The sequence below is a fragment of the Catenibacterium mitsuokai genome (assembly GCF_025148785.1).
GTDB lineage: Bacteria > Bacillota_I > Bacilli_A > Erysipelotrichales > Coprobacillaceae > Catenibacterium > Catenibacterium mitsuoka.
This window is the reverse complement of record NZ_CP102271.1, coordinates 1,915,225-1,938,373: the sequence shown is the minus strand read 5'-3', so window position 1 is coordinate 1,938,373 and position 23,149 is coordinate 1,915,225. Positions and strand designations below refer to the sequence as shown.

20 protein-coding genes and 1 other annotated feature are annotated in these 23,149 nt (G+C 34.2%); of the genes, 19 read left to right on the top strand and 1 reads right to left on the bottom strand.

Annotated elements, in window-relative coordinates:
* Positions 1-59 precede the first annotated feature (59 nt).
* Positions 60-848, bottom strand: coding sequence for a hypothetical protein (locus NQ499_RS10060; RefSeq protein ID WP_006506943.1), 789 nt, complete (start codon positions 846-848; stop codon positions 60-62).
* 153 nt (positions 849-1,001) lie between these two features.
* Here NQ499_RS10060 and NQ499_RS10055 point away from each other — a divergent pair, with 153 nt between their 5' ends.
* The 19 genes from NQ499_RS10055 (at position 1,002) to NQ499_RS09965 (ending at position 23,107) form a co-directional block, all read left to right on the top strand.
* Complete coding sequence (locus NQ499_RS10055) at positions 1,002-2,399, top strand: alpha-amylase (protein WP_006506942.1); 1,398 nt, start codon at positions 1,002-1,004, stop codon at positions 2,397-2,399.
* Positions 2,400-2,566: 167 nt separating this feature from the next.
* A complete protein-coding gene (locus NQ499_RS10050; protein WP_050772211.1) occupies positions 2,567-3,280 on the top strand; it encodes a MurR/RpiR family transcriptional regulator in 714 nt (237 codons plus the stop codon).
* A gap of 115 nt (positions 3,281-3,395) precedes the next feature.
* On the top strand, positions 3,396-3,890 hold the full coding sequence (gene lepB / locus NQ499_RS10045) for a signal peptidase I (protein ID WP_006506940.1): 495 nt from the start codon (positions 3,396-3,398) through the stop codon (positions 3,888-3,890).
* Positions 3,891-3,908: 18 nt separating this feature from the next.
* Positions 3,909-8,591: a SpaA isopeptide-forming pilin-related protein gene (locus tag NQ499_RS10040; protein ID WP_006506939.1), complete on the top strand. Its 4,683-nt coding sequence runs from the start codon at positions 3,909-3,911 to the stop codon at positions 8,589-8,591.
* A gap of 86 nt (positions 8,592-8,677) precedes the next feature.
* Complete coding sequence (locus tag NQ499_RS10035) at positions 8,678-10,147, top strand: isopeptide-forming domain-containing fimbrial protein (protein WP_040390212.1); 1,470 nt, start codon at positions 8,678-8,680, stop codon at positions 10,145-10,147.
* Positions 10,148-10,173: 26 nt separating this feature from the next.
* Complete coding sequence (locus NQ499_RS10030; protein ID WP_006506936.1) at positions 10,174-10,983, top strand: class C sortase; 810 nt, start codon at positions 10,174-10,176, stop codon at positions 10,981-10,983.
* A 13-nt stretch (positions 10,984-10,996) separates the two neighbouring features.
* Positions 10,997-11,887: a Cna B-type domain-containing protein gene (locus NQ499_RS10025; RefSeq protein WP_259848499.1), complete on the top strand. Its 891-nt coding sequence runs from the start codon at positions 10,997-10,999 to the stop codon at positions 11,885-11,887.
* Positions 11,874-12,353, top strand: a complete 480-nt coding sequence (locus NQ499_RS10020; RefSeq protein ID WP_006506934.1) for a hypothetical protein — start codon at positions 11,874-11,876, stop codon at positions 12,351-12,353. The genes NQ499_RS10025 and NQ499_RS10020 overlap by 14 nt, the downstream gene beginning before the upstream one ends.
* 111 nt (positions 12,354-12,464) lie before the next feature.
* Positions 12,465-12,699: a binding site (T-box leader), on the top strand.
* A gap of 51 nt (positions 12,700-12,750) precedes the next feature.
* Positions 12,751-13,767 carry a 3-deoxy-7-phosphoheptulonate synthase gene (aroF, locus tag NQ499_RS10015; RefSeq protein WP_259848498.1) on the top strand — a complete coding sequence of 339 codons (1,017 nt, stop codon included), beginning with the start codon at positions 12,751-12,753 and terminating at the stop codon, positions 13,765-13,767.
* A 1-nt stretch (position 13,768) separates the two neighbouring features.
* A complete protein-coding gene (gene aroB, locus NQ499_RS10010; RefSeq protein ID WP_006504890.1) occupies positions 13,769-14,827 on the top strand; it encodes a 3-dehydroquinate synthase in 1,059 nt (352 codons plus the stop codon).
* Positions 14,827-16,098 carry a 3-phosphoshikimate 1-carboxyvinyltransferase gene (gene aroA / locus NQ499_RS10005; protein WP_006504891.1) on the top strand — a complete coding sequence of 424 codons (1,272 nt, stop codon included), beginning with the start codon at positions 14,827-14,829 and terminating at the stop codon, positions 16,096-16,098. Before aroB ends, aroA begins: the two co-directional genes overlap by 1 nt.
* Positions 16,088-17,164 carry a chorismate synthase gene (gene aroC, locus NQ499_RS10000; RefSeq protein WP_006504892.1) on the top strand — a complete coding sequence of 359 codons (1,077 nt, stop codon included), beginning with the start codon at positions 16,088-16,090 and terminating at the stop codon, positions 17,162-17,164. Before aroA ends, aroC begins: the two co-directional genes overlap by 11 nt.
* On the top strand, positions 17,161-18,276 hold the full coding sequence (locus NQ499_RS09995; RefSeq protein ID WP_006504893.1) for a bifunctional chorismate mutase/prephenate dehydratase: 1,116 nt from the start codon (positions 17,161-17,163) through the stop codon (positions 18,274-18,276). Before aroC ends, NQ499_RS09995 begins: the two co-directional genes overlap by 4 nt.
* Positions 18,273-18,782 (top strand): shikimate kinase, encoded by a 510-nt coding sequence (locus NQ499_RS09990; protein WP_006504894.1) that lies wholly within the window; start codon positions 18,273-18,275, stop codon positions 18,780-18,782. Before NQ499_RS09995 ends, NQ499_RS09990 begins: the two co-directional genes overlap by 4 nt.
* 72 nt (positions 18,783-18,854) lie before the next feature.
* The gene (locus NQ499_RS09985; protein WP_006504895.1) at positions 18,855-20,174 is read left to right on the top strand and encodes an NCS2 family permease; all 1,320 of its coding nucleotides are present in this window, start codon (positions 18,855-18,857) and stop codon (positions 20,172-20,174) included.
* 84 nt (positions 20,175-20,258) lie between these two features.
* Positions 20,259-20,948 (top strand): hypothetical protein, encoded by a 690-nt coding sequence (locus NQ499_RS09980; protein ID WP_006504896.1) that lies wholly within the window; start codon positions 20,259-20,261, stop codon positions 20,946-20,948.
* A 100-nt stretch (positions 20,949-21,048) separates the two neighbouring features.
* Entirely contained in the window at positions 21,049-21,927 is an 879-nt protein-coding gene (locus NQ499_RS09975) for a thymidylate synthase (protein ID WP_040389666.1), read from the top strand.
* The gene (locus NQ499_RS09970; protein ID WP_006504898.1) at positions 21,924-22,388 is read left to right on the top strand and encodes a dihydrofolate reductase; all 465 of its coding nucleotides are present in this window, start codon (positions 21,924-21,926) and stop codon (positions 22,386-22,388) included. The genes NQ499_RS09975 and NQ499_RS09970 overlap by 4 nt, the downstream gene beginning before the upstream one ends.
* Positions 22,385-23,107 carry a lysophospholipid acyltransferase family protein gene (locus NQ499_RS09965; protein WP_006504899.1) on the top strand — a complete coding sequence of 241 codons (723 nt, stop codon included), beginning with the start codon at positions 22,385-22,387 and terminating at the stop codon, positions 23,105-23,107. Before NQ499_RS09970 ends, NQ499_RS09965 begins: the two co-directional genes overlap by 4 nt.
* Positions 23,108-23,149: the final 42 nt, after the last annotated feature.

Below are 23,149 nucleotides of genomic sequence, written 5' to 3'. Positions count from 1 at the left end.
CTTCAAGGCATGATTGTCTTGAAGTTTTTTTGTGAAAATAAAAGAGGAGATCAACTCCTCTATACCTTCACAGGTTTATTCCTTATACATATTATTAAACTGATAACAGTTAATAAGCAGGCAATTATATGAAATCTCATAAAACTAAATAAACATACAAGAACCATAAGACTACCACAAATCATATAAGTCGTATTAACCTTTCTGAGTAATGCACTCATACCTATAGAAAAACATCCTAATACTCCTGTTAATAGTACTAAATTCAATCCAAACAGCTGACAGATACTTCTCACTGGCAGTAAATACATTGTCGCATAGGCAACAAGTGTCATTGAAAGAAATAATATAGAAAGCGACAAATTACTCATTAAAGGTTTCAATAAAGCACGATCAAAGATCTGTATATGATTTCTTACATCCATCTCTACAAGAACACTTAATATCGCATTACATAATACAACAAGTATTGTGATTGTAGTGAGTGTTCCTAAAGTTCCAACTAACTCTTTATCTATCAAATGACGATCATGAAGAAAAACAATCATGACAATCGTGCCAAGTAAGCCCTGTATTAAACTTAATATTCCTTGTAGTATAGAAATAGAATTATGTGAATGCACACCACATATTGCCATTACAAAAGAACCAGCCATTCCAATAAGAAAACAAAAAGCACTTAGCCCAAAAGGTGCATTAATCGTATTATATTCAAATAAATGAAACAAATTATACAGCATTCCGACTATCTCATCCCCAATAGAAGGCTGTAAATGCACAACACCATGACTATATATCATATTCACTACTAAGAAGCTTATAGCCAATGCTTCATACTTCTTCTTCATAAGACTCACTCCCTTCCTATTATTATAGTTCTTTTATATTTTTATACAACGTTATCATAAATGTAAGCGGTTCTTATTGTCCATACATTTGTGATACATTCTCTAAATATCCTTTGTGCACAAACATGCTATAATACTGGAAGAGGTGATGATATGAAGAAAGGTGTTATGATGCAGGGCTTTGAGTGGTATCTCCCCTCAAGTCCGCATTTGTGGAAAATACTCAGAGTCAATGCGTATAAACTTAAAAAAGCAGGTATTACCGCTATATGGCTTCCTCCTGCTTATAAAGGAGCAAATGGTGTCAATGATACAGGCTATGGTGTCTATGACCATTATGACTTAGGAGAATTCAATAGTAAAAACACAATCCGTACCAAATATGGCACGAAGAAAGAATACCTCTGGTGTATAAAGATGTTTCATCTATTCGGTATAGATGTCTATGCAGATATCGTACTTAATCATTTAATTGGTGCAGATGGGATGGAACAGGTCATTGCATATAAAGTAGATGCCTATCATAGACATAAAGTTTCTAAAAGAAAAAGAGTTATTCGTGCTTCCACCTATTTCTCATTTCCATCAAGACATAAATATTCAGACTTTACCTATAATGCCTCACACTTCACAAGTGTGGACTACGATGCCTCTAAACATCAAAAAGGTCTTTATTTATTCAAAGGGAAACATTTCAGTGAGAATGTAGATGATGAATATGATAACTATGATTACTTGATGGGAGCAGACTTAGACTACAACAATCCTGAAGTAGTCAAAGAAGCAATTAACTGGGGGCTATGGTATAAAGATATAACACATCTAGATGGCTTTCGATGTGATGCAATTAAACATATAGACTCTTCTTTTTATGAACATTGGATCACTACAATGCGCCAGCATTCAAAAAAAGAACTCTTTTCTGTAGGGGAATACTGGGGAGACATAGACCATATATGTCACTATCTCGAATCTACACACTTCTGTATGAGTCTATTTGATGTTCCTTTACATTATCATTTCTATGATGCGAGTCATTCTAATGGCTATTATGATATGCGAGAAATCTTCAATAATACGTTAGTACAAAGATATGACAAGTATGCTGTCACATTTGTGGATAACCATGATACACAGCCAGGACAGTCTTTAACTTCTTTTATTGAGGATTGGTTTAAACCACAAGCATATGCCTGTATATTACTTAGACAAGAAGGTTATCCATGTATCTTCTATGGAGATTATTATGGTATACCTCACGATCATATTTCATCAAAGAAAGAATTGTTAGATAAGATGATGAAACTAAGAAAACAATATGTAGAAGGAATCAGACATGATTATATAGATGATCCTGATGTTATTGGATGGACTTATGAAACAGGACTTGCAGTGATATTAACCAATAGTAAAGGGGGTACAAAACGTATGTTTGTAGGTAAACAATATAAATGCATGACAGATGGTAAACACATAATCGATATTATAGATGGCTATGGAGAATTCATCTGTGATGCAGCATCATTAAATCTTTATATTGTCTGTAAGTAGTTTCATGTGTCGAATTGCGACTTATATATATATATATATAACTATGAATAAAATATTTTTGCAAATTTTGAAAATACCTAAATTCTAAATGTGAACTGTAGTAAAGTAATATATTAATAACTATTAGTTGAGAATATTCTAGATAAGAAAAGAAAGGGAGAAGTCTATTGGAATTTACTTACAGTCAGGTGGAAAGTCTTAATGAGACTGAAGCTTATGTTTACAATTATGTTGTGAAAAACACAAAGAAGGTATTAAATGCAAGTATTCGTGAATTAGCTAATTATACACATGTATCTACAGCAACAATCATGCGTTTTTGTAAGAAGATGGGGTGTGAAGGTTTTACAGAATTAAAGTATAGATTGAAAGAGCATGTTGAGGCACAGGAGACTAAAGAAGATGATGTGAGTGATCAATTTGCTAGCTTTATAGAAAGAGTGAAATCATCTGATTATTTGGAAAGCATTCACAGATCAGCTGCGATTATTAAGCAGTCTGATTCAATTCTTACTCTTGGTATAGGGATTAATAGTGATTTTGCAAAGTATACATCACGTTTATTAAGTCATGTAGGATATTATTGTTACGGGGTGGATGGAGCTGCTTATCCTGTGCAGAGAGTTGCTGAAGGACATCAGGGAGTCATCATTGCATTTTATGAACAGCGACAAAAAAAGCTTCTTTTTGAAGAAATCTATCGTTATAAGAATAAGAACTATATTATTATTATGCTTTCAAACAATAACATGGGAAGTATGGAACATTTATGTGATGAAGTGATTCATATTTCTGATGGTAACGTTATGCTAGGAAAAATATATTCTGGAGTTCCTATGCTTTATGCGATAGAAAAATTAGCTTACGAATTAACAAAGTAATATTGTTACAAAAAATGTAACATGTAACCATTTCCTTGAAAACGGTTATTTTTTTTATTCTGTTGTGATATCGTATGTACATAGTATATTAATTTACAAGTTAAAAGGTACTGTTATGAAAAAGCATTGCGTTTTTATTAGTCTAATAGTTGTTTGTATTGTGATGTTCATCATTACGACTTGGTGTCCAATCTACATAGTAGAGGGTGAATCTATGGATCCGACATTAGTAAATAATGATGTTGTATGTATTAAGAAAACAAAGTCTATCAAGCAGGGAGACTTAATTGCGTTTCAGTATAATAATAAGCTGCTGGTTAGAAGAGTGATTGGTTTGAGTGGGGATAAAATCAACATTGATTCAAGTGGCTATGTATTTGTGAATGAGAAAAGGTTAGATGAAAACTATATACAAAACAGAAAAGACAATCCTCTACGTGACGAAGTATTTCCTTATACAGTTCCAGAAGGACAGATATTTGTATTAGGGGATAATAGACATCATGCAATAGATTCAAGAATGCGTGATTTAGGTTGTATTGATAATGACAAGATTATTGGTCGAGTCGTTATGAAGATTTATCCTATCACCCGCTTTTCTGTTTATTAAGGGAAAGGGGACATTTAGATGACAGAATATAATATTTTAAATAAACCAGGCAGAAAGAAAATAATGTTATTTTTTGGCTTGGTTTTTTTAACAGCCATTGCATTTTTCTATATTAATAGTGCAAGAATGGATGATTTTACATCATTGATTACTGATGCAACTGTACAGTATCAAAATAATGGTGTAATGAAGGATTATACAGCTGATGTCCATCTTGAAGACAATACGTCTCTTTCTTTCTTTATTAAGGCAACTGTTCCTCAAGGAACACTTGCTTCAATAGAAAATGTAGAAAGTGAAGAAGAAACAACTCAGGAAACAGTTGTAAAGAATCAAACACTAACTTATAACCTACCAGAACAATTAAAGGTAGAAGATACACAAACAAATAAGTTATATCTAGAAAATGATTTAGTACATTCTATTGGTACTTATGAGATTAGAAATAATTTATTGACTCTATATTTTGATGAAGATCATGTGAACATGAATGCAGAAAGTGAATTAAAACTGACATTGGTATTAGAAACAGATTCTTCTCATGTACTATATGATGTCAATGGTTCTTCTCTTGTTTCATTTAATACTAAGAATATTGAATTAAATAAGTATGTAGAGCAACCTGTTGAAACAACAGTCACTAATCAGATGGATGAACAGGTAGTGGAAGAGGTTAAGAATAATGCTCCTGCCACTGCAGCAGTTAATTCTGCTGCAGCAGCACCTGAAACACCTGTGACAGTATCAGATAATGGTACAGCGAGTCAGCCAAAAGCTGAAGAAAGTACTGATTTTGGTCAATATATTACATCAGCAGATGTCAGCAAGATTCAAAATGGCAACTGGGTTCCATCTAAAACATTTGAAGATGGTGATCAGGTTAAAGTACATATTAACTATAAATTACCTGCAGGTATTGTCACAAACAGCAAAGATAAAATTTCTTATCAGCTTCCTAATGGCGTAAAACCATTAAAAGAAGAAACTGGTTTAGTATATGCATCTAATGGTAAAGCAGTTGGTACATATCGAATTACTACTGATGGAAAAATCACTATTGATTTTAATGAGGATTTTGCGAATGGGGAACCATTCTCAGGATATATTGAATTCCAAGGAACTGTTTCTGCAGATGGTGCTAATGATGATGGTTCAATCAAATTTGGTGGTGATGGTGGAGAAATCACAGTTAAACCAAGTAAAGAACAATATGATTTGAATATGTCTAAGCAAGCTTCATTAAATGAAGATGGAACAGTCAGCTATACAGTAAAAGCAAGTACTAAAAATGGTACTGAAGGTCCTGTAAAGATTGAAGATAAGTTTGTAAGTTGGGATTCTGCAAAGGCAGAATATGATAAAAACAGCTTTACAGTAATAAAGAAAGATAAATATGGAAATAGCACACCAATTGAAGTTAATCCTTCAATCAATGGCGAATCTTTTACAATGAATGATCTTCCAAAACTTGAAGCAGGAGAAAGCTATGAAATTAGTTATAAAGTAAAAGCAGAACCTGGTAATAAAGATGGTTCAGGATCACTTACAAATAGTGTAAAAGGAACAAGTGGTAACTCATCAAGAGAAGCCTCAACAACAATTGCTGTATCTAATTCAATGATTTCTAAATATGGTGGATATGACCAGGATACAGGAAAGATGAACTGGCGTATTACAATTAATCCAGATAAGAAAGATATTGGTGGTTATGTATTCAATGATACGATTGATAAAAACTTAAATATTCCTACTCCTATTACCGTAAAGAGAAGTGATGGCACTACATTTACAATTGAAGAGTTACCTTATACATTCCCAGAGGGTTCTAATGATACCTATACAATTGAATATCAGACAGATGCACCTAAAGAAAATACCACTGTTACAAACAAAGGTACTATTGGTAAAGATGGGAAAAATTATGAAAGTAGTTATGGTGTTGGTGTACAGCATAGAGACTGGGACCTTACAAAATCTTTAACAGGTAATACTGTTTCAGAAGATGGTCAAACTATAACTAATACATGGCAGGCTTATATGAAGCTTCCTGATAAAGAAATTACTTCTATCACTTATTCAGATGTGATTAAGAATGGTACATCTACTGGAGATAAAGAATTTAATGGTGAACACTATGCAGTCTTATCTCAGTTAAGAGATGAAATTAATAAAAATATTGAACTTAAAGATGCGAATGGAACCCCTATTTCTAAAGATGAATTAGACATTAGTGTTAAGTTCTATTCAGATGAAGATAAAAAGAACGAAGTTACTGCTGATGATGCCCATGTTAAAGCATTTGAAGTGACTGTAAAGAAGAAAGATGGTAGTAAATTTATAGGGCAGTCTTTAAATATTTCTTCTTATCATACAACTGCAGAATTAAAGGATATTAAAGAAGGTATTGATTATTATTTTGCGAATAAAGGTACTGTTCAAAATAAAGAATCTGAAAGCAAAGTCACTTATAACAAGCCTAAGAAGTTTGTGAAACAGGCATATGGTAAAATAGATGGTGGTACAACTGATAAATACTCTTCTAGTAAAGTAAGTACAGATTATATAAGTCGTAATGGAAAATTATATTACAGAATTATATTTACTCCAAATTCGAATGAAGAAATCAGTTTTACTGATATATTACCTAAAGGTACAAAATTAGTTAAAAAAGGAGAACGTGCAGATTATAAAACTGCGGGATTTAAAGACAATCCAGAGGACCGTGGATCACCAGAAGTAGTTTATCACATTAACGATAATTTTGAATATTATTGTGATGGCAATTCTGAATTTACAACGCTTAGTAAGCATTTCGAGTATTCATATGATGAAAGTGCTAATAAGGTAACATTCACATTTAAACCAGGCTATAACCAAACAGATGGTGATTGGGGTTCGGGGAAGAGAGATCATCCTAATAGTCCAATTGCAATATATTATGCTGTAGATATCACTTCTGATGAATTCTGGAAAGATTTAAAAAATGAGAATAAAGAATATACAAATACATTAGAATATGAAGGAAATAAACAGGAACAGCATACTGAAGTAGAACGTGAAACTAAGAATGTAACAAAAACAGCAAAACAGATTGAGAACTCTACAAAAGTAGAATACTCAGTATGTATTAATCCTGCTGGTAAAGATTTAAATCCTAAGTCAGATAAACTAGTTTTAGTTGATAAACTAGAAAATTTAGAATGGACTTCTTATACTTCATATCTAGATTTGTCTAGTTTGAAAATTTATGAGTATGATGGAACAAAAGAAGATCATAGAGGCAATGTAATAGATAGTAGCAGATATAAAGTCCAGTATGATGAAGCAAATCATAAATTGACAATCACTTTGCCAGATGAATTGGCATGTGTTCTTGTTTATGCATATGATTTTGATGTGGGTACTGCGGCTAATCCAACTATTAGAAATAGTGTTTCATTATTAGAAGGAGAGAATGCTTCTTCAGTAGATACAACAATTGATACTACTCACTCTTCAGCAGGGGTTGTTAAAGGTAAAATGACTATTTATAAAGTAGATAGTAAAGATTATTCTAAGTTGCTTCCAAATGCTAAATTTAAATTATCTAAATATGATCCAACTACAAAAGAATGGAAAGGAATACAGAAAGAAAATTCTGATGAGTATGTCACAAATGATCAAGGAGAAATTGTTTTCTCTGGTTCAAGCGAGGATAAGTTCTTAGTAGCAAATACATTATATAAACTAGAAGAAATAGAAGCACCAACTGGATATGACAAGGATAATAATCCACATTATTTTGTACTTTATCAAGCAGATCAAAATAAGACAAAGCAGGATGCGAAAGATGCTTTAAGTCAACAGGGTATACCTGGTGTGAATCTTGATAATGATGTATTATACATTCCTAACAATAAAGAGGTTTCTTTATATGTTCCAAATAACTCTAACAGCATTTCTGTAAAAAAGGTCTGGGTTGATCAAGAGAATAAGGGAACTCAGCCAGGTGCAGCAAATGTAAAACTTCAGTTATATAAAGTAACAAAGAAGAAGAAAACATGTAATGTCACACTTCATTTTAGCGGCAATGAGGGGGGCAATGTCACAAAGACAGTGCAAGCTGCTCAGAATAAACCGTTATATATCGAGGATTTTAATTGGGGTACTAATGAAAATTTTGTAGAAAGTAATTTTGAAGTTACAAAAGACAAAAATAATTTTGGAACAGTAAATTGTAAGAATGAGAATGGTAAATTGATTCTAGGAATTCAGACAAATTCAATTACTGGGGACTGTGATATTTATATTACAGCTAAGAATAATGCATTTTACTTTAGTGTGAATGATATTACTATTACTTCTGATGAACCTGAAGTAGAAACAACAGAAAAGCCTGAAGGTAGTCCAGTGATATTAGATGTTTCCAATGGCTGGTCTTATACTTGGAAGAATCTACTTTATAAATCAGACAATGGGGAAGATTATTACTACATTGTAGAAGAAGTCAATGCACCTTCAGGATATCAGGTATCTTATACAAACAATGATGGTATTCAAGAAGGAGATATTACAGTTACTAACAAGAAGTTAGATAACTATGATCTTCCAGATACTGGAGGATTCGGTACTTTTGGTTATTACGCAATTGGGGCCCTATTTATTACAGCGACTCTATTTGCTTATATAGCAAATATAAAAAAGAAGGGGGCTTATAACTAGTAATAACAAACATTAATATGTGTATTTCAACGAGGGAAGAGTTTTATTAAAAAATGGATATCATATGGACAAGGAGGAAAAACGATATGAAACTATTTAAAAAACTCGCAAGTTTCATACTTGCATTCGCAATGGTTATGGCAATTGCTATGCCATCAGTAGTAATAGCGGCTGATGATAATGGTTCTATTACTATTACAGGTGCTAAAGCTAAACATACTTTTGAAGCTTATCAGATTTTTGCTGGTAAAGTATCAGGCAATACACTTTCAGATATTAAATGGGGTAGTGGTGTTAGCGATGAAGGTAAAACAAAATTTGGAGATGCAAAGGAAAAAGCAAAAACATTAAATAATGACAATTCTAAAGTCTTCGCTTATGAAGTATCTGGATATTTAACAACTCCAGCAGCTAGTGCAAATACTCAAGATGCTTCTGGAAATTATGTAATTTCCGGACTAGAACCTGGCTATTATTTAGTAAAAGATAAAGGTCCAATTACAGGACAGGATTCTTATACTAAGTTTATTCTACAAGTTGTAGGTGATAAAACTGTAGCAGTGAAAAATAACGTTCCTGAATCTTACAAAAAGGTAAAGGATACAAATGATACTACAGGTGAAACAACAAACTGGCAGGATTCTGCTGACTGGGATATTGGTGACAAAGTTCCATTCCAGTTAACAGGTACTGTTGCAAGTGATTATAAAGAATATAAAGCTGCTTATCAGTTAGTATTCCATGATACTTTATCACAAGGTTTAACATTTGATAAAAATTCAGTTAAAGTATATACAAATGATAGTACTGATCCTATTTCTGCAGATCAGTATACGGTAACTTATCCTGCAACTGATGGACATACATTTGATGTAACTATTAAAAATGTTAAGGCTTTAGATGGTACAGTTACAAAGATTAGAGTTGAATATGAAGCAACTTTAAATGAACATGCTGTTATTGGCTCAAAAGGTAATCCAAATATAATGCATATGGAATTCTCTAATAACCCAAATAGTTCTCAGGGTGGAGAAAAAGGTGAAACACCTGAAGACAAAGTAATTGTATTCACTTATAAGGCAATTGTTAATAAAAAAGATTCTGCTAAAAATCCATTAACTGGTGCTGAATTCACTTTATATAAGAAAGTTAATGGAAAATATGAAAAAGTCACAAAAGTTTTAGGAACAGAAAATGATGGAACAATTTTCACATTTACTGGTTTAGATGATGGTGAGTATAAATTAGTAGAAACAAAAACTCCAGAAAACTATAACACTATGGATCCAATTGAATTCAAGATTGAAGCATCTCATGATGAAACAAGTGATAATCCACAATTAAAAACTTTAACTGGAAACAAACCAAATGGTGAAGTGTTATTTACACCTAGCACTGCTGAAGGAACATTAGAAACTGACGTAATCAACTACAAAGGTTCTGAACTTCCTGATACAGGTGGTATGGGTACTACAGTATTATATGCTGCAGGTACACTTATGATTCTTGCAGCTGCTGCATTCTTAGTAATGAAGAAAAAAGCAGAAAGTAAGTAATATAAAACAATAAGGAGTGTCCTATAATGACAAAGAAGATAACCAATGCATTTATAGCTTTAGTATTCATTATGGGGCTTTCCTTACTTATTTATCCTAGTTTCAGTAACTATTGGAATCAAAGACATCAAACAAGAGCTATTGCTGGATACGAAGAAAAGGTAGAAAACCTGACTGACAAACAATATCAAAAGCTCTGGAATGATGCCACTCTATACAATACAAACCTGAAACAAACACTCTCTACTTTGAACAATCAAGAGAAGAAAATATATGAGTCTACTCTTGATGTCACTGGTACAGGTATGATGGGTTATGTAGAAATCCCTAAGATTAATGTCTCTCTTCCTATATATCATGGAACAGATGCTGAAATCTTACAGATTGCGATAGGACATATCCCAGGTACTTCATTACCAGTAGGTGGAGAGAGTACACATTGTGTTATATCTGGACATAGAGGATTACCAAGTGCTCAGCTATTTACTGATATTGATCAGTTAAAAAAGGGTGATACCTTCATGCTTCAGGTATTAGATCAAACTCTTTATTATGAAGTTGATCAAATTAAAACAGTCCTTCCTACAGAAACAGATGACTTAAAGATAGTAGAAGGACAGGACTATTGTACTCTTATGACTTGCACGCCCTATGGTGTGAATACCCATAGATTGCTTGTAAGAGGACATCGTATCAATAAGACAAATCTAAGAGTAAGAAGAGATTTAGTCAAAGCAGATCCAGTACTCATTGATGTGTTCTGGGTAGTACTTGCAATTATTATTGCGTTTATCTGGTATTTAACATCAATCAAGAAAAAATATAAAGAAAGGTGATGACAGCAATTATATGGGGAAAAGATTAAAAAAATACATATTATGTTTTACAGTTCTACTGTCAGTCGCTGTGTTTAATTCATTCCAGGTAGCTGCTGTCAATGTTAATAAGAAATGCTCTTTGACACTCAATGAATGTATTTCAGGGTTAAATGTTCATTTGTATCGTGTCGCAAGTGTTTCGGATGATGGTAGTTATCATTACACCGATGCTTTCAAGGAAGCAGAAACAAATACAAATATTCAATTGGATCAGCTAAAAACAAGTGAAGACCTTAAAAATGCGGCTATCACATTAAAGGGATATGCGGCAAGTCAAAAAGCTCTCACTAAACAGGCAACTTCTTCTAAAGTTGCATATACAGGTCTTAAAACAGGACTCTATCTTATTATGACAGATAACTTAGAATTAAATGGAACAACTTATACCTATTTACCTTACTTGATTTCTTTACCACAGGGGACAAGTTATGATGTATCCATTGACTTTACAAAATATTCAAAGAATCCCTCTCATGAATATAAGATAGTGAAGCATTGGATTGATAATGGATCTAAACATCCAGACAAAATCTATGTAGAACTCTATAACGGTTCTACTTATATCAAGACAATCGTACTAGATGCTGCACATAATTATGCTTATTCATGGAAAAGTGAACAAGCTATGAATTACAGCATTAAAGAAAAGAGTGTCAAAGGTTATAAAGGTATTGTTTCTTCAGTATGTAATGATTCTAAGACTGAATATATTATCACTAATACAAGTACAGATACACCTAAGAAAAATTCTCATGTTAAAACCGGGGATACAACAAGAATCAATCATTGGGTGACATTATTAACTGTATCAGGATTATTCCTGATTGTATTAGGTAGACTATTTAGACATGAAAAAGATTAGTCATTTATTCATGACACTAGGGTGCTTATGTATCCTAGTGTCTTGTTGCTTGTTTGGTTATGAGAAGTATCATCAAAATAAAGAAATAAAGGAATTACAGAAACTTTATAACCAGACTATACAACTGATCCCCGATACCTATATTCCTTCTGATAGTGGCTATTTAGATGTACAAGGACATGATATACAGGCAGTCCTCCAAGCTGGTGACATCAAGTGGGTCATAGGTAAAGAAGATAATCTACCACACTATAAAAATAAGAATATAGTCATACCAGACTTGTATTTAAAACAAATGCAGTCTCTCAAGAATAAAGATATACTTACAATTCAATCTATTTCAGGCTATAAGATTCAATATGAATTAGAAGTCATTGGTGAAGTCGATACACTTTCAAGTGATACGCTGTATATGTATTGTAAGAGTGAATCACAATATTACTGCATTAACTTAATTGTGGCGTAAATTTTAGATAAAATAGAAAATATTAATAAATGTATAAGAAAAATAGAAAAAGTAGTTGACAATGTATTGATTATTCAGTATGATGAGTTCACAAATTAAGAATTACTAAGTATAAATACAGTGAAAAGAAATAGTAGATATCCAAAAGAAGCATAGAGAGTCCTTGGGTGGTGTAAAAGGATGTTTGGAGGATATTGAATTCGTCTTGGAGTAGAGCGTTGAATGAAGTAGGCGTTTCCGGTCACAACCGTTATATTGTCAGAGTATGATAGTACTCGTTGAGATATATCTAGTGATAGATATATAAAATAAGGTGGTAACACGAAGATACACTCTCGTCCTTATGGGATGAGGGTCTTTTATTTATACAGGTAGATGATCAAAGGAGAAAAAGATTATGATTATTGTATTCAAACCAAAAACAAGTGAAGAAGATGTAAAGAAGATTCAGGAAAAGGTAGAAGCGAAGGGATTAGAAACACATTTAGTAGTCGGTCATGATGTCACTATCTGTGGTGTAATCGGTGATACGACTAAAGTAGATCCTAGAGATATTGAAGTTTCACCTTCTGTAGAAAAAGTAATGAGAGTTGAACAGCCTTATAAATTAGCTAATCGTGCATTCCATCCAGAAGATACTATTGTGGATGTAGATGGTGTAAAAGTAGGTGGAGGCCATATGGCTCTTATTGCTGGTCCTTGTTCTGTAGAATCAGAAGAACAGGTTATTGCGATTGCGAAGGAAGTAAAAGCAGCTGGTGCTAATATGCTTAGAGGGGGTGCATTCAAGCCTAGAACATCTCCATATGCATTCCAGGGATTAGGTTCTACTGGTTTAGATTACTTAGTGGCTGCTAAGAAGGAAACAGGTTTACCAATCGTATCAGAACTTATGAGTGCTGATGATATTGATGAATTCAATGAAAAGGTAGACCTCGTTCAGATTGGTGCAAGAAACATGCAGAACTTCACTTTACTTAAGGAAGTAGGTGCAAGAGTCAAGAAGCCTATCCTATTAAAGAGAGGATTAAGTGCAACATATCAGGAATGGATCATGAGTGCAGAATATATCATGGCAAGTGGTAATGAGAATGTCATCCTATGTGAAAGAGGTGTAAGAACATTCGAAACATATACAAGAAACACTCTAGACTTACAGGCTATTCCAGTACTTAGAAAAATGACTCATCTTCCTGTAATCATTGACCCATCACATGCTGGTGGTAAATGGTGGTTAGTAGAACCAATGGCTAAGGCAAGTGTTGCAGCAGGATGTGATGGATTACTTATTGAAGTACATAATGATCCTGAACATGCATTATGTGATGGGGCTCAGTCATTAAAGCCTGAAAAATATACTAAACTTATTAGTGAACTAAGAGAAATCGGTAAAGTTGTTGGAAAGGAAATCTAATATGAAACTAAATGTGAACTTAGGAAAAGATAGTTACCCTATATATATTGAACAAGGTATTTTAAATAAAGCCAAAGAACTTATTTCTCAAGTCTTCACAGGTGCGAAAATCGTTATTGTCTCTGACGATAACGTTTTTCCACTTTATGGAGAACAGTTGGTCAATCAGTTAAAAGACTCTTACGAAGTCTCTACAGTCGTTATTCCTCATGGAGAAACATCTAAGAGATTTGATATTTTACCTTCTATCTATTCACAGTTATTAGAAGCTAAGATTACAAGAACTGATTTATTGATTGCGTTAGGTGGAGGTGTTATTGGTGATCTAGCAGGATTTGTGGCTAGTACTTATATGCGTGGTATTAAGTTTGTACAGATTCCTACTTCATTACTATCACAGGTAGACTCTTCAGTAGGGGGCAAGGTTGCCGTAGATTTACCAGAAGGAAAGAATTTAGTCGGTGCTTTTAAACATCCATTACTTGTTTTAATTGATCCATTAACACTTAAAACATTGGACCCTCATTTCATTACTGATGGTATGGGAGAAGTCATTAAGTATGGTTGTATAAAAGATAAAGCTTTATTTGATCAATTAGCACATTATAAGGATTTTGATGATCTTTACAAAGATATTGATGAAATTATTTATAAATGTGTAGATATCAAGAGAGATGTTGTAGAAAAGGATCTTTATGACTTTGGTGATCGTTTATGCTTGAACTTTGGTCATACAATTGGACACTCAATCGAGCAGCATTTCCATTACGAAAAGTATTCTCATGGTGAAGCAGTAGGTATTGGTATGGTGGCTATTACTCGTATCGCAGAACTTAAAGGATTATGTGAAAAAGGGACTACAAAACGTATAGAAGACGCATTAGGACATTATAACCTGCCTACTCAGGCTAATGTCCCTACAAAAGAACTACTTAAAGCTATTGATCTTGATAAGAAAAACATTAATTCAACACTATCTTTTGTTTTACTTAAAACAATAGGAGAGTATTATGTACATAAGGATCAGAAAGAGATGATTCTGGAAGTAGAGGACATATAATGACAAAAATCACTATTACACCAAAAACACTTCAAGGAACAATTGCGGTTCCACCTTCTAAATCATTAGCCCATCGTGCTATTATCTGTGCAGCACTCGCACCAGGTATGAGCCGTATTAGTGGTATTGATTATTCAGAAGATATTGAAGCCACAATAGAAGGCATGAAAGCCTTAGGTGCGATTATTAAGCAGGAAGGCGATACTTTAATTATTGATGGTTCTATTACATTAGGACTTGGAAGAGTAGAAATAGATGCTCATGAATCAGGCTCTACATTACGTTTCCTTATGCCTTTATCACTCGTTAACTTTTCTCGTGTACACTTTGTCGGCAAAGGAAAACTCGGACAAAGACCACTTGATGTATACTATGATATCTTTGATAAACAAAAGATTGCCTATCTTAGAAAAGACTCAGAACGTTTAGATGTTATTCTAGATGGTCAGCTTCATTCAGATATATTTGAAGTACCAGGTAATGTTTCTTCACAATTTATCAGTGGATTGTTATTTACTTTACCTTTATTACAGGGTGATTCTTTAATTAAAATCACAACACCTTTAGAATCTAAAGGCTATATTGATTTAACACTTGATATGTTAGAAAAGTTTGGTATTGAAATCATTAATCATGATTATCAGGCATTCCAGATTCGTGGTAATCAGAACTATAAACCATGTGATTACAATGTAGAAGCAGACTTCTCACAAGCCGCTTTCTATCTAGTGGCTGATTTACTTGGCAGTGATATTACACTTACTAATCTTAATATGCACTCATCACAAGGTGATAGAGCTATTTTAGATATTATGGAACAGATGGGTGGAGAAATTGTAGAAACAAGTGCGGGTATTAAAGTGGTCTGCGATAAAATCAAACCAGCCACTATCGATGCTTCACAATGTCCAGACCTTATGCCTGTTGTATCAGTGGCTTGTGGTCTAGCAGAAGGGACATCACACATCATCAATGCAGGACGTTTACGTATTAAAGAATGTGACCGTTTAACTGCTTCTGTAGAACTATTAAAAGCGACTGGTATAGATGCAGTTGAAGAAGAAGACAGTATGACTATTACTGGATCAACTTCTTACAACAAAGCAGAAGTGACAAGTTCTAATGATCATCGTATGTGTATGGCTGAAGCTATTTTATCTACACGTGCCAATGGTCCAATTACTATTGATGATAAGGATTGTGTAAAGAAGAGTTATCCAGGCTTCTTTGAAGACTTCAAGTCACTAGGTGGTGAGTACCATGAGTGCTAATTGGGGACATCATATCGAATTATCTTTATTTGGTGAAAGCCATGGGAAGGCTATTGGAATCACAATAGGTAATCTTCCTGCTGGTATTAAGCTAGACATGGATGCTGTTAATAAGGATATGCAAAGACGTGCTCCAGGTAAGAACAAAATGAGTACGCAAAGAAAAGAAGCAGACGAAGTAGAAATACTCAGTGGTGTTTTAGATGGCTATACAACAGGTGCACCACTTTGTGGCATCATTAAGAATACATCCCAGCATTCTAAGGATTATTCTTATTTGAAGGATAATATGCGTCCAGGACATTCAGATTATCCTGCTTATATTAAATACAAAGGATTTAATGATGTCAGAGGCGGAGGACACTTCTCTGGACGTCTCACAGCCCCTATTGTATTTGCAGGTGCTATCGCAAAACAGATTTTAAAAGAAAAAGGCATTTATGTCGGTGCACATATTCTATCTATTAAAGATGTGAAAGATACGCATTATCCACTAAATATTACTCCGGCTTACTTAGAAGAACTCAATCAGAAAGACTATCCTGTTATTCATGATGATATTTATGCACAGATGCAGGAAACAATTGAAGAAGCAAGAAAAGAAGGTAACAGTGTAGGTGGAAAGATTGAATGTGCTGTAACAGGACTACCAGCAGGAGTTGGAAATCCTTTCTTTGATAGTATTGAAGCCCATTTATCACCATTACTTTTCAGTATTCCTGCTGTAAAGTCAGTCTCATTTGGTGATCTAGATGATATTACTTTACTCAAAGGAACAGAGGCGAATGATGCTTACTATTATGAAGGAGAAGAAGTCAAGACTTCTACAAACCATAATGGTGGTATTACTGGTGGTATTTCTAATGGTATGCCATTATTATTTACAGTAGGCATTAAACCAACACCATCTATCTCTTTAAAACAGAATACAATCAATGTGAAAACACATGAAAATACAGAATTAGAAATTGTTGGAAGACATGATCCATGTATCATTCCTCGTGCAATTGTTGTTGTGGAAGCTATGGCAGCACTAGGTGTATTAGATATGCTGGAGGCGCTATGAAAGATTTAAAAACTTGTCGCGAAGAAATAGATGCAATTGATAAGGAAATCATCGCTTTATTTGAAAAACGCATGCATGTTGCGAAAGATGTTATTACATATAAATTAGCTCATGATATGCAGATTTTTCAGAAAGATAGAGAAAAAGAAGTTATCCAGAAGAATGTAGATCGTCTAGAAGATAAGTCTCTTGAAGCCTATGCGAAAACGTTTGTTCAGGATACAATGAACGTATCTAAAAGTTATCAGTCTACTTTTATTCCTTTAAAGAAATATGAAGCAACAGAACTTAAAGAACACTTTAAAGTAGGGTATCAGGGTGTTCCTGGTTCTTTCTCTAATCAGGCTATGAAAAGTTGGTTTGGAGACATTGAAGGCATCAACTATCCTCACTTTGAAGATGTCTATAAGGCGTTAGAAGAAGGAGATATAGACTATGGTGTACTTCCTCTAGAAAACTCCTCTACAGGCGCTATTAATGATAACTATGACTTACTCACTAAGTATGGCTTTTATATTGTAGGTGAGCAGTCTATCACAATAGACCAGAATCTACTTGGTATCAAAGGAGCTACTTTAGACGATATCAAAGATGTCTATAGTCATGTACAGGGCTTAAAACAGACTTCTGAATTCTTAACTTCACATCATATTGAAGGTCATGAGTATTTGAACACTGCTGCAGCTGCTAAGTATATCAGTGAAGCACAGGATAATACAATAGGGGCGATTGCCTCTAGTGAAGCAGCTAAGCTCTATAATCTTGATATTATTGCCAAGACAATACAAAATGATCAAAGCAATCATACACGCTTTATCATTATCGCAAGACAATATGAAATAAGACCATCTGCCAATCGTATCAGTATGGTTTTCACAGTCAATCATGAAGTCGGTGCTCTTTATGAAGTCATGAGAGTCGTTAAGGAACACAACATCAACATGGCCCGCATTGAATCAAGACCACTTCCATTATCTCCATGGGAATACTATTTCTATTTAGATATAGATGGTAACTTGAATCAAGATCATGTCCAGCGTGCCTTACAGGAAATCAAAACATATACCAATACATTTAGAATGATTGGTAACTATGAAAGGAAGGAATCATGAAAAATATCGTTTTAATTGGAATTATGGGAAGTGGTAAAACAACATTCGGACATATGCTTTCACAAAAAACAGGTCATGAAATGATTGACTTAGATGATTATCTTGTGAATCGCTTTAATATGTCCATTCCAGATATGTTCGCAATTTCTGAAGACTATTTTAGAAATAATGAAACAACATGCTGTAAAGAAGTATCTGAGTTAGAAGGAAAGATCATCTCTACGGGTGGTGGGGTGATTAAAAGACCTGAAAATATTGCATATCTAAAGAAGAATGGTGTTGTTTTCTATATTGACCGTCCAATTGAAGATATTGTGAAGGATGTCGATCCAAGTGGCAGACCTCTATTAAAGGATGGTCCAGACAAGCTTTATGCTTTAGATAAAGAACGTAGAGATAAATATATGTCATCATGCGACTATCATATTATAAATGATGGTTCCCTTGAAAAAGTTATCAATCCTATTCTAGATATCATGAAGAAATACGATAAATCCCCATTATAAGGGGATTTTTTTGTGTTTGCATAAAGTGTAATTATGTACTATAATAGGTCTTTGTTTTGAGAGGAGAAAAGAATGGAAAAATTATTTCATCTAAAAGAACATGGGACAAATGTTAAGACTGAAATACTCGCTGGTATTACTACTTTCTTAGCAATGGCCTATATTCTTGCAGTTAACCCTGCCATCTTAGGACAGGCACACATGAGTCATCAGGGTGTCTTTTTAGCGACTGCAATCTCTGCAGGTGCCGCAAGCATCTTTATGGGATTAATGGCAAACTACCCTGTATCTCTTGCACCAGGTATGGGTGTTAACGCATTATTCACTTATACAATTGTAGGACAGATGGGATTATCACCTGAAGGGGCATTAGCCTGTGTATTCGTGTCAGGTATCATCTTTGTCATCATTACAGTGACAAACATCCGTCGTATGATTATTAATGCGATTCCTGCACAGTTAAAGCTTGCGATTGGTGCAGGTATTGGTTTCTTTGTTGCCTTTGTAGGTTTAAAGAATGCAGGTATCGTAGTAGCAAGTGAATCGACATTTGTAGCACTAGGAAACTTAAAGGATCCAACAGTATTACTTGCTTTATTTGGAATCATCATCACATTAGTATTATTAGTAAAGAATAAGCCAGCAGCCGTATTCTATGGCTTAATCATTACTGCGGTAGTTGGTGTTGTATTTGGTTCGATTTTTGGATTAAAGGGAATGCCACAGTTACCAACTAAAGTTGTATCAGTCAACTTTGATTTCAGTTTAGTAGGTGCTTTTGTAAGAGGCTTCAACGAAATACTCACTCATCCACAGTGTATCGTTGCAATTTTCTCATTATTATTCGTAGACTTCTTTGATACAGCCGGTACATTAGTCGCTGTTGCATCAAAGGCTGATCTTATTGATGAAAATGGTGAATTAGTGAATGTTGAACGTGCATTACTTGCAGATGCAGTAGGTACTGTATTTGGTTCAATGATTGGTACTTCTACAGTGACATCTTTCGTAGAATCTACTTCAGGTGTTGGTGTAGGTGGACGTACAGGCTTGACTTCATGTACAACAGGAATCTGTTTCTTATTAACAGTATTCTTCTATCCTGTATTATCTATGATTACTGATGCAGTCACTGCTCCAGCTTTAGTTATCGTTGGTATCTTAATGGCTTCACAGTTAAAGGATATCAAGTGGGATAACTTGATTTTTGCGGCAAGTGGTTTCGTTACTATCATTTTCATGATTCTTGGATATTCAATTAGTAATGGTATCGCATTAGGATTCATCGTGTATGTCATCAGCATGATTGCGACAGGTCAGGCTAAAGACATCAACAAGATGGTCTGGGTATTATTCTTACTATTTATCGCATATTTCGCATTCTTAATCTAAAACCAGCATTGCTGGTTTTTTTCTTTTGTTCATATACTGTTTTTAAAACTTGGGTATAATAATACTCAAAGGAGTGAGAAAAATATGAATGATTTAATGAAAACCCCTAAAATGACACCAAGAATACAGTCCACATTAAAACATACTGTAGAAGTACCAGAAGTGATGTACAAAGCCAGTGGTATTAATGTGAATGGAAGACGTATAAAAAGCTTATTGTTTAGTACAGATGTCGCACTTATTGCGAATAATAACGCAGATGCGATTCTTTCTGTTTATCCTTTTACACCTACAATCCAGATCACCAATGCGATTATTGGTGTCGCCAGACAACCGGTTTTTGTAGGAGTAGGAGGAGGCACTACCAATGGTGCAAGAGTATTCAAGATTGCCTTAGATGCAGAATTACATGGTGCAGCTGCTGTTGTACTCAATGCCCCTGTACATACAGAAATGATCAGAGAATTATCACGTCTAGTAGATATTCCTATTGTCCTCACTGTAGTATCACTAGATGAAGACTTAGAAGAACGTATGTTACATAGTGGTGCTAAAATCATCAACGTATCTGGTGGAAAACAAACAGTAGAAATCGTCAAGGCACTACGCGCTATTGATAAGGATTTTCCAATTATTGCGACTGGTGGACCAACAGAAGACACAATTAAAGAAGTCATTGAAGCAGGTGCGAACGCAGTAACATTTACCCCTCCTACAAGTGCTGAAATATTCAAAGGCATGATGGAAAACTACCGTGAACAGATGAAGAAGTAGAAATACTTCTTCTTTTTTATACAAAGAAGAAGTATTTGTATATCCCATTTATGATTATTTGTGTTATCATGTGGTCAAATGCATAAAGGAGGAATAAAATTTGAAACAATATCTAGATATGTGTCGATATATCCTAGAACATGGTGAAGACCGTCCTGATCGCACAGGGACTGGTACACGTTCTGTATTTGGATATCAGACACGCTATGATTTACGTGAAGGATTTCCTCTTCTTACTACTAAGAAGATGTATTTACGTCCTATTGCGGAAGAACTATTATGGTTTATCAAGGGTGATACAAATATTAAATATCTTGTAGACCGTAATGTGAAAATATGGAATGAATGGCCTTATGAAGACTTTAAGAAGAGTGAAGACTTTAACGGTGAAACATTAGAAGAATTTGTAGAAAAGATTAAGAATGATGATGACTTTGCGAAGAAACATGGTAACTTAGGTCCTGTTTATGGTGCACAGTGGCGTAACTTCAATAATGAAGGCACTGACCAGCTAATGAAACTCATCGATTCTTTAAAGAATAATCCATTCTCTCGAAGACATATTATTTCTGCATGGAACCCTAGTCAGGTAGATGAGATGGCTCTACCACCATGTCATACACTTATGCAGTTCTATGTATCAAGTGATAAGAAATATTTAAGCTGTCAGTTATATCAGAGAAGTGCTGATACATTCTTAGGCGTTCCGTTTAATATTGCATCTTATGCTTTACTTACATGTATGCTTGCACAGGTATGTGGCTATGAACCAAAAGAATTTATTCATACAATTGGTGATGCTCATATTTATAAGAATCACTTTGATGTAGTCAAGACGCAGATTGAAAGAGAACCACTTCCTCTTCCTCGTCTTGTATTAAATAAAGACATTGATAATCTATTTGATTTCAAGATTGAAGATATCAAGCTAGAAGGTTATCAATCTCATGGTCCATTGAAAGGTAAGGTCAGTGTATGATCACTATCATTGTTGCAGCTGATAAGAATAATCTCATTGGTAAGAAGGGAACAGACAATGGGATGCCATGGCATAACAGCGAAGACTTTAAACACTTTAGAAGTACAACACTCAATCATACATTATTAATGGGGAAAACAACTTACCAGGCCATTGGTAAACCTTTGCCTAAACGTCATACAATCGTTCTCTCTCATAACTTTGAAGATGATAGAGTAGAAGTCGTGGATGATTTAGTAGGAACGATTCAATCTTTTAAAGAACGTGGTGAAGACCTCTTTATTTCCGGTGGTGCTTCTGTATATCAACAAGCACTTCCATATTGTGATCAGATTCTTTTATCACGTATTCCTGGAGACTATACAGGAGAAACATATTTCCCTGACTTTTCTGAATATAACTATCGTCTCGTAGAAGAAAAGCCATTTGAGACATTTACACTAGAAATCTATCAAAAATGAAAAGACTTATATTAATTGTGCTTCGTTTCTTCTTTGAATTACCAGTACTGATTTTCCAGTTAAAACATATCAAGAAGCATAAGGATACGATTCCTTTTGAGGATCGTATTGACTGGACAAGAAGACTTCTAAAGAAAGCAACTAAAAGAGCACGTGTTAATCTAACTATTACAGGTACAGAATATCTTCCTGAAACAGGTGGTTTCTTTGTAGCTCCAAACCATCAGGGATTATTTGATATCCTTGCATTATTTGACAGTATTGAACGTCCTTTCAAGATTGTCTTTAAAAAAGAACTATTAGATGTTATCTTCTTAAGAGATGTGGCTGAATTTATGGAATATCCAGCTATTGACCGTACAAACTTAAGAGCCTCTATGAAGCTTATGAGACAGGTTAAAAAGGAAATGTCTGAAGGTATTCCTTATGTCATCTTCCCAGAAGGAACACGTTCTAAAAAGGGAAATGAATTATTAGAATTCAAGGGTGGTTCATTTAAACCGGCTATGGATGCACAGGTGCCAATTATTCCATGTGTTATGCATAACTGTTTTAAAGTGTTAGATAGTAACTCTATTAAGAGAGTTGATTGTGGAATCCACTATTTACCTCCAATCCCTTATGAAGAATATAAGGATATGAGCAGTGTAGAAGTGGCTAATCTTGTAAAATCTAGAATACAGACTAAAATGGATGAACTCATTAAGGAACATGCTTAGGCATGTTCTTTTTTCATCTAACTATAAATAAAAGGGATAATT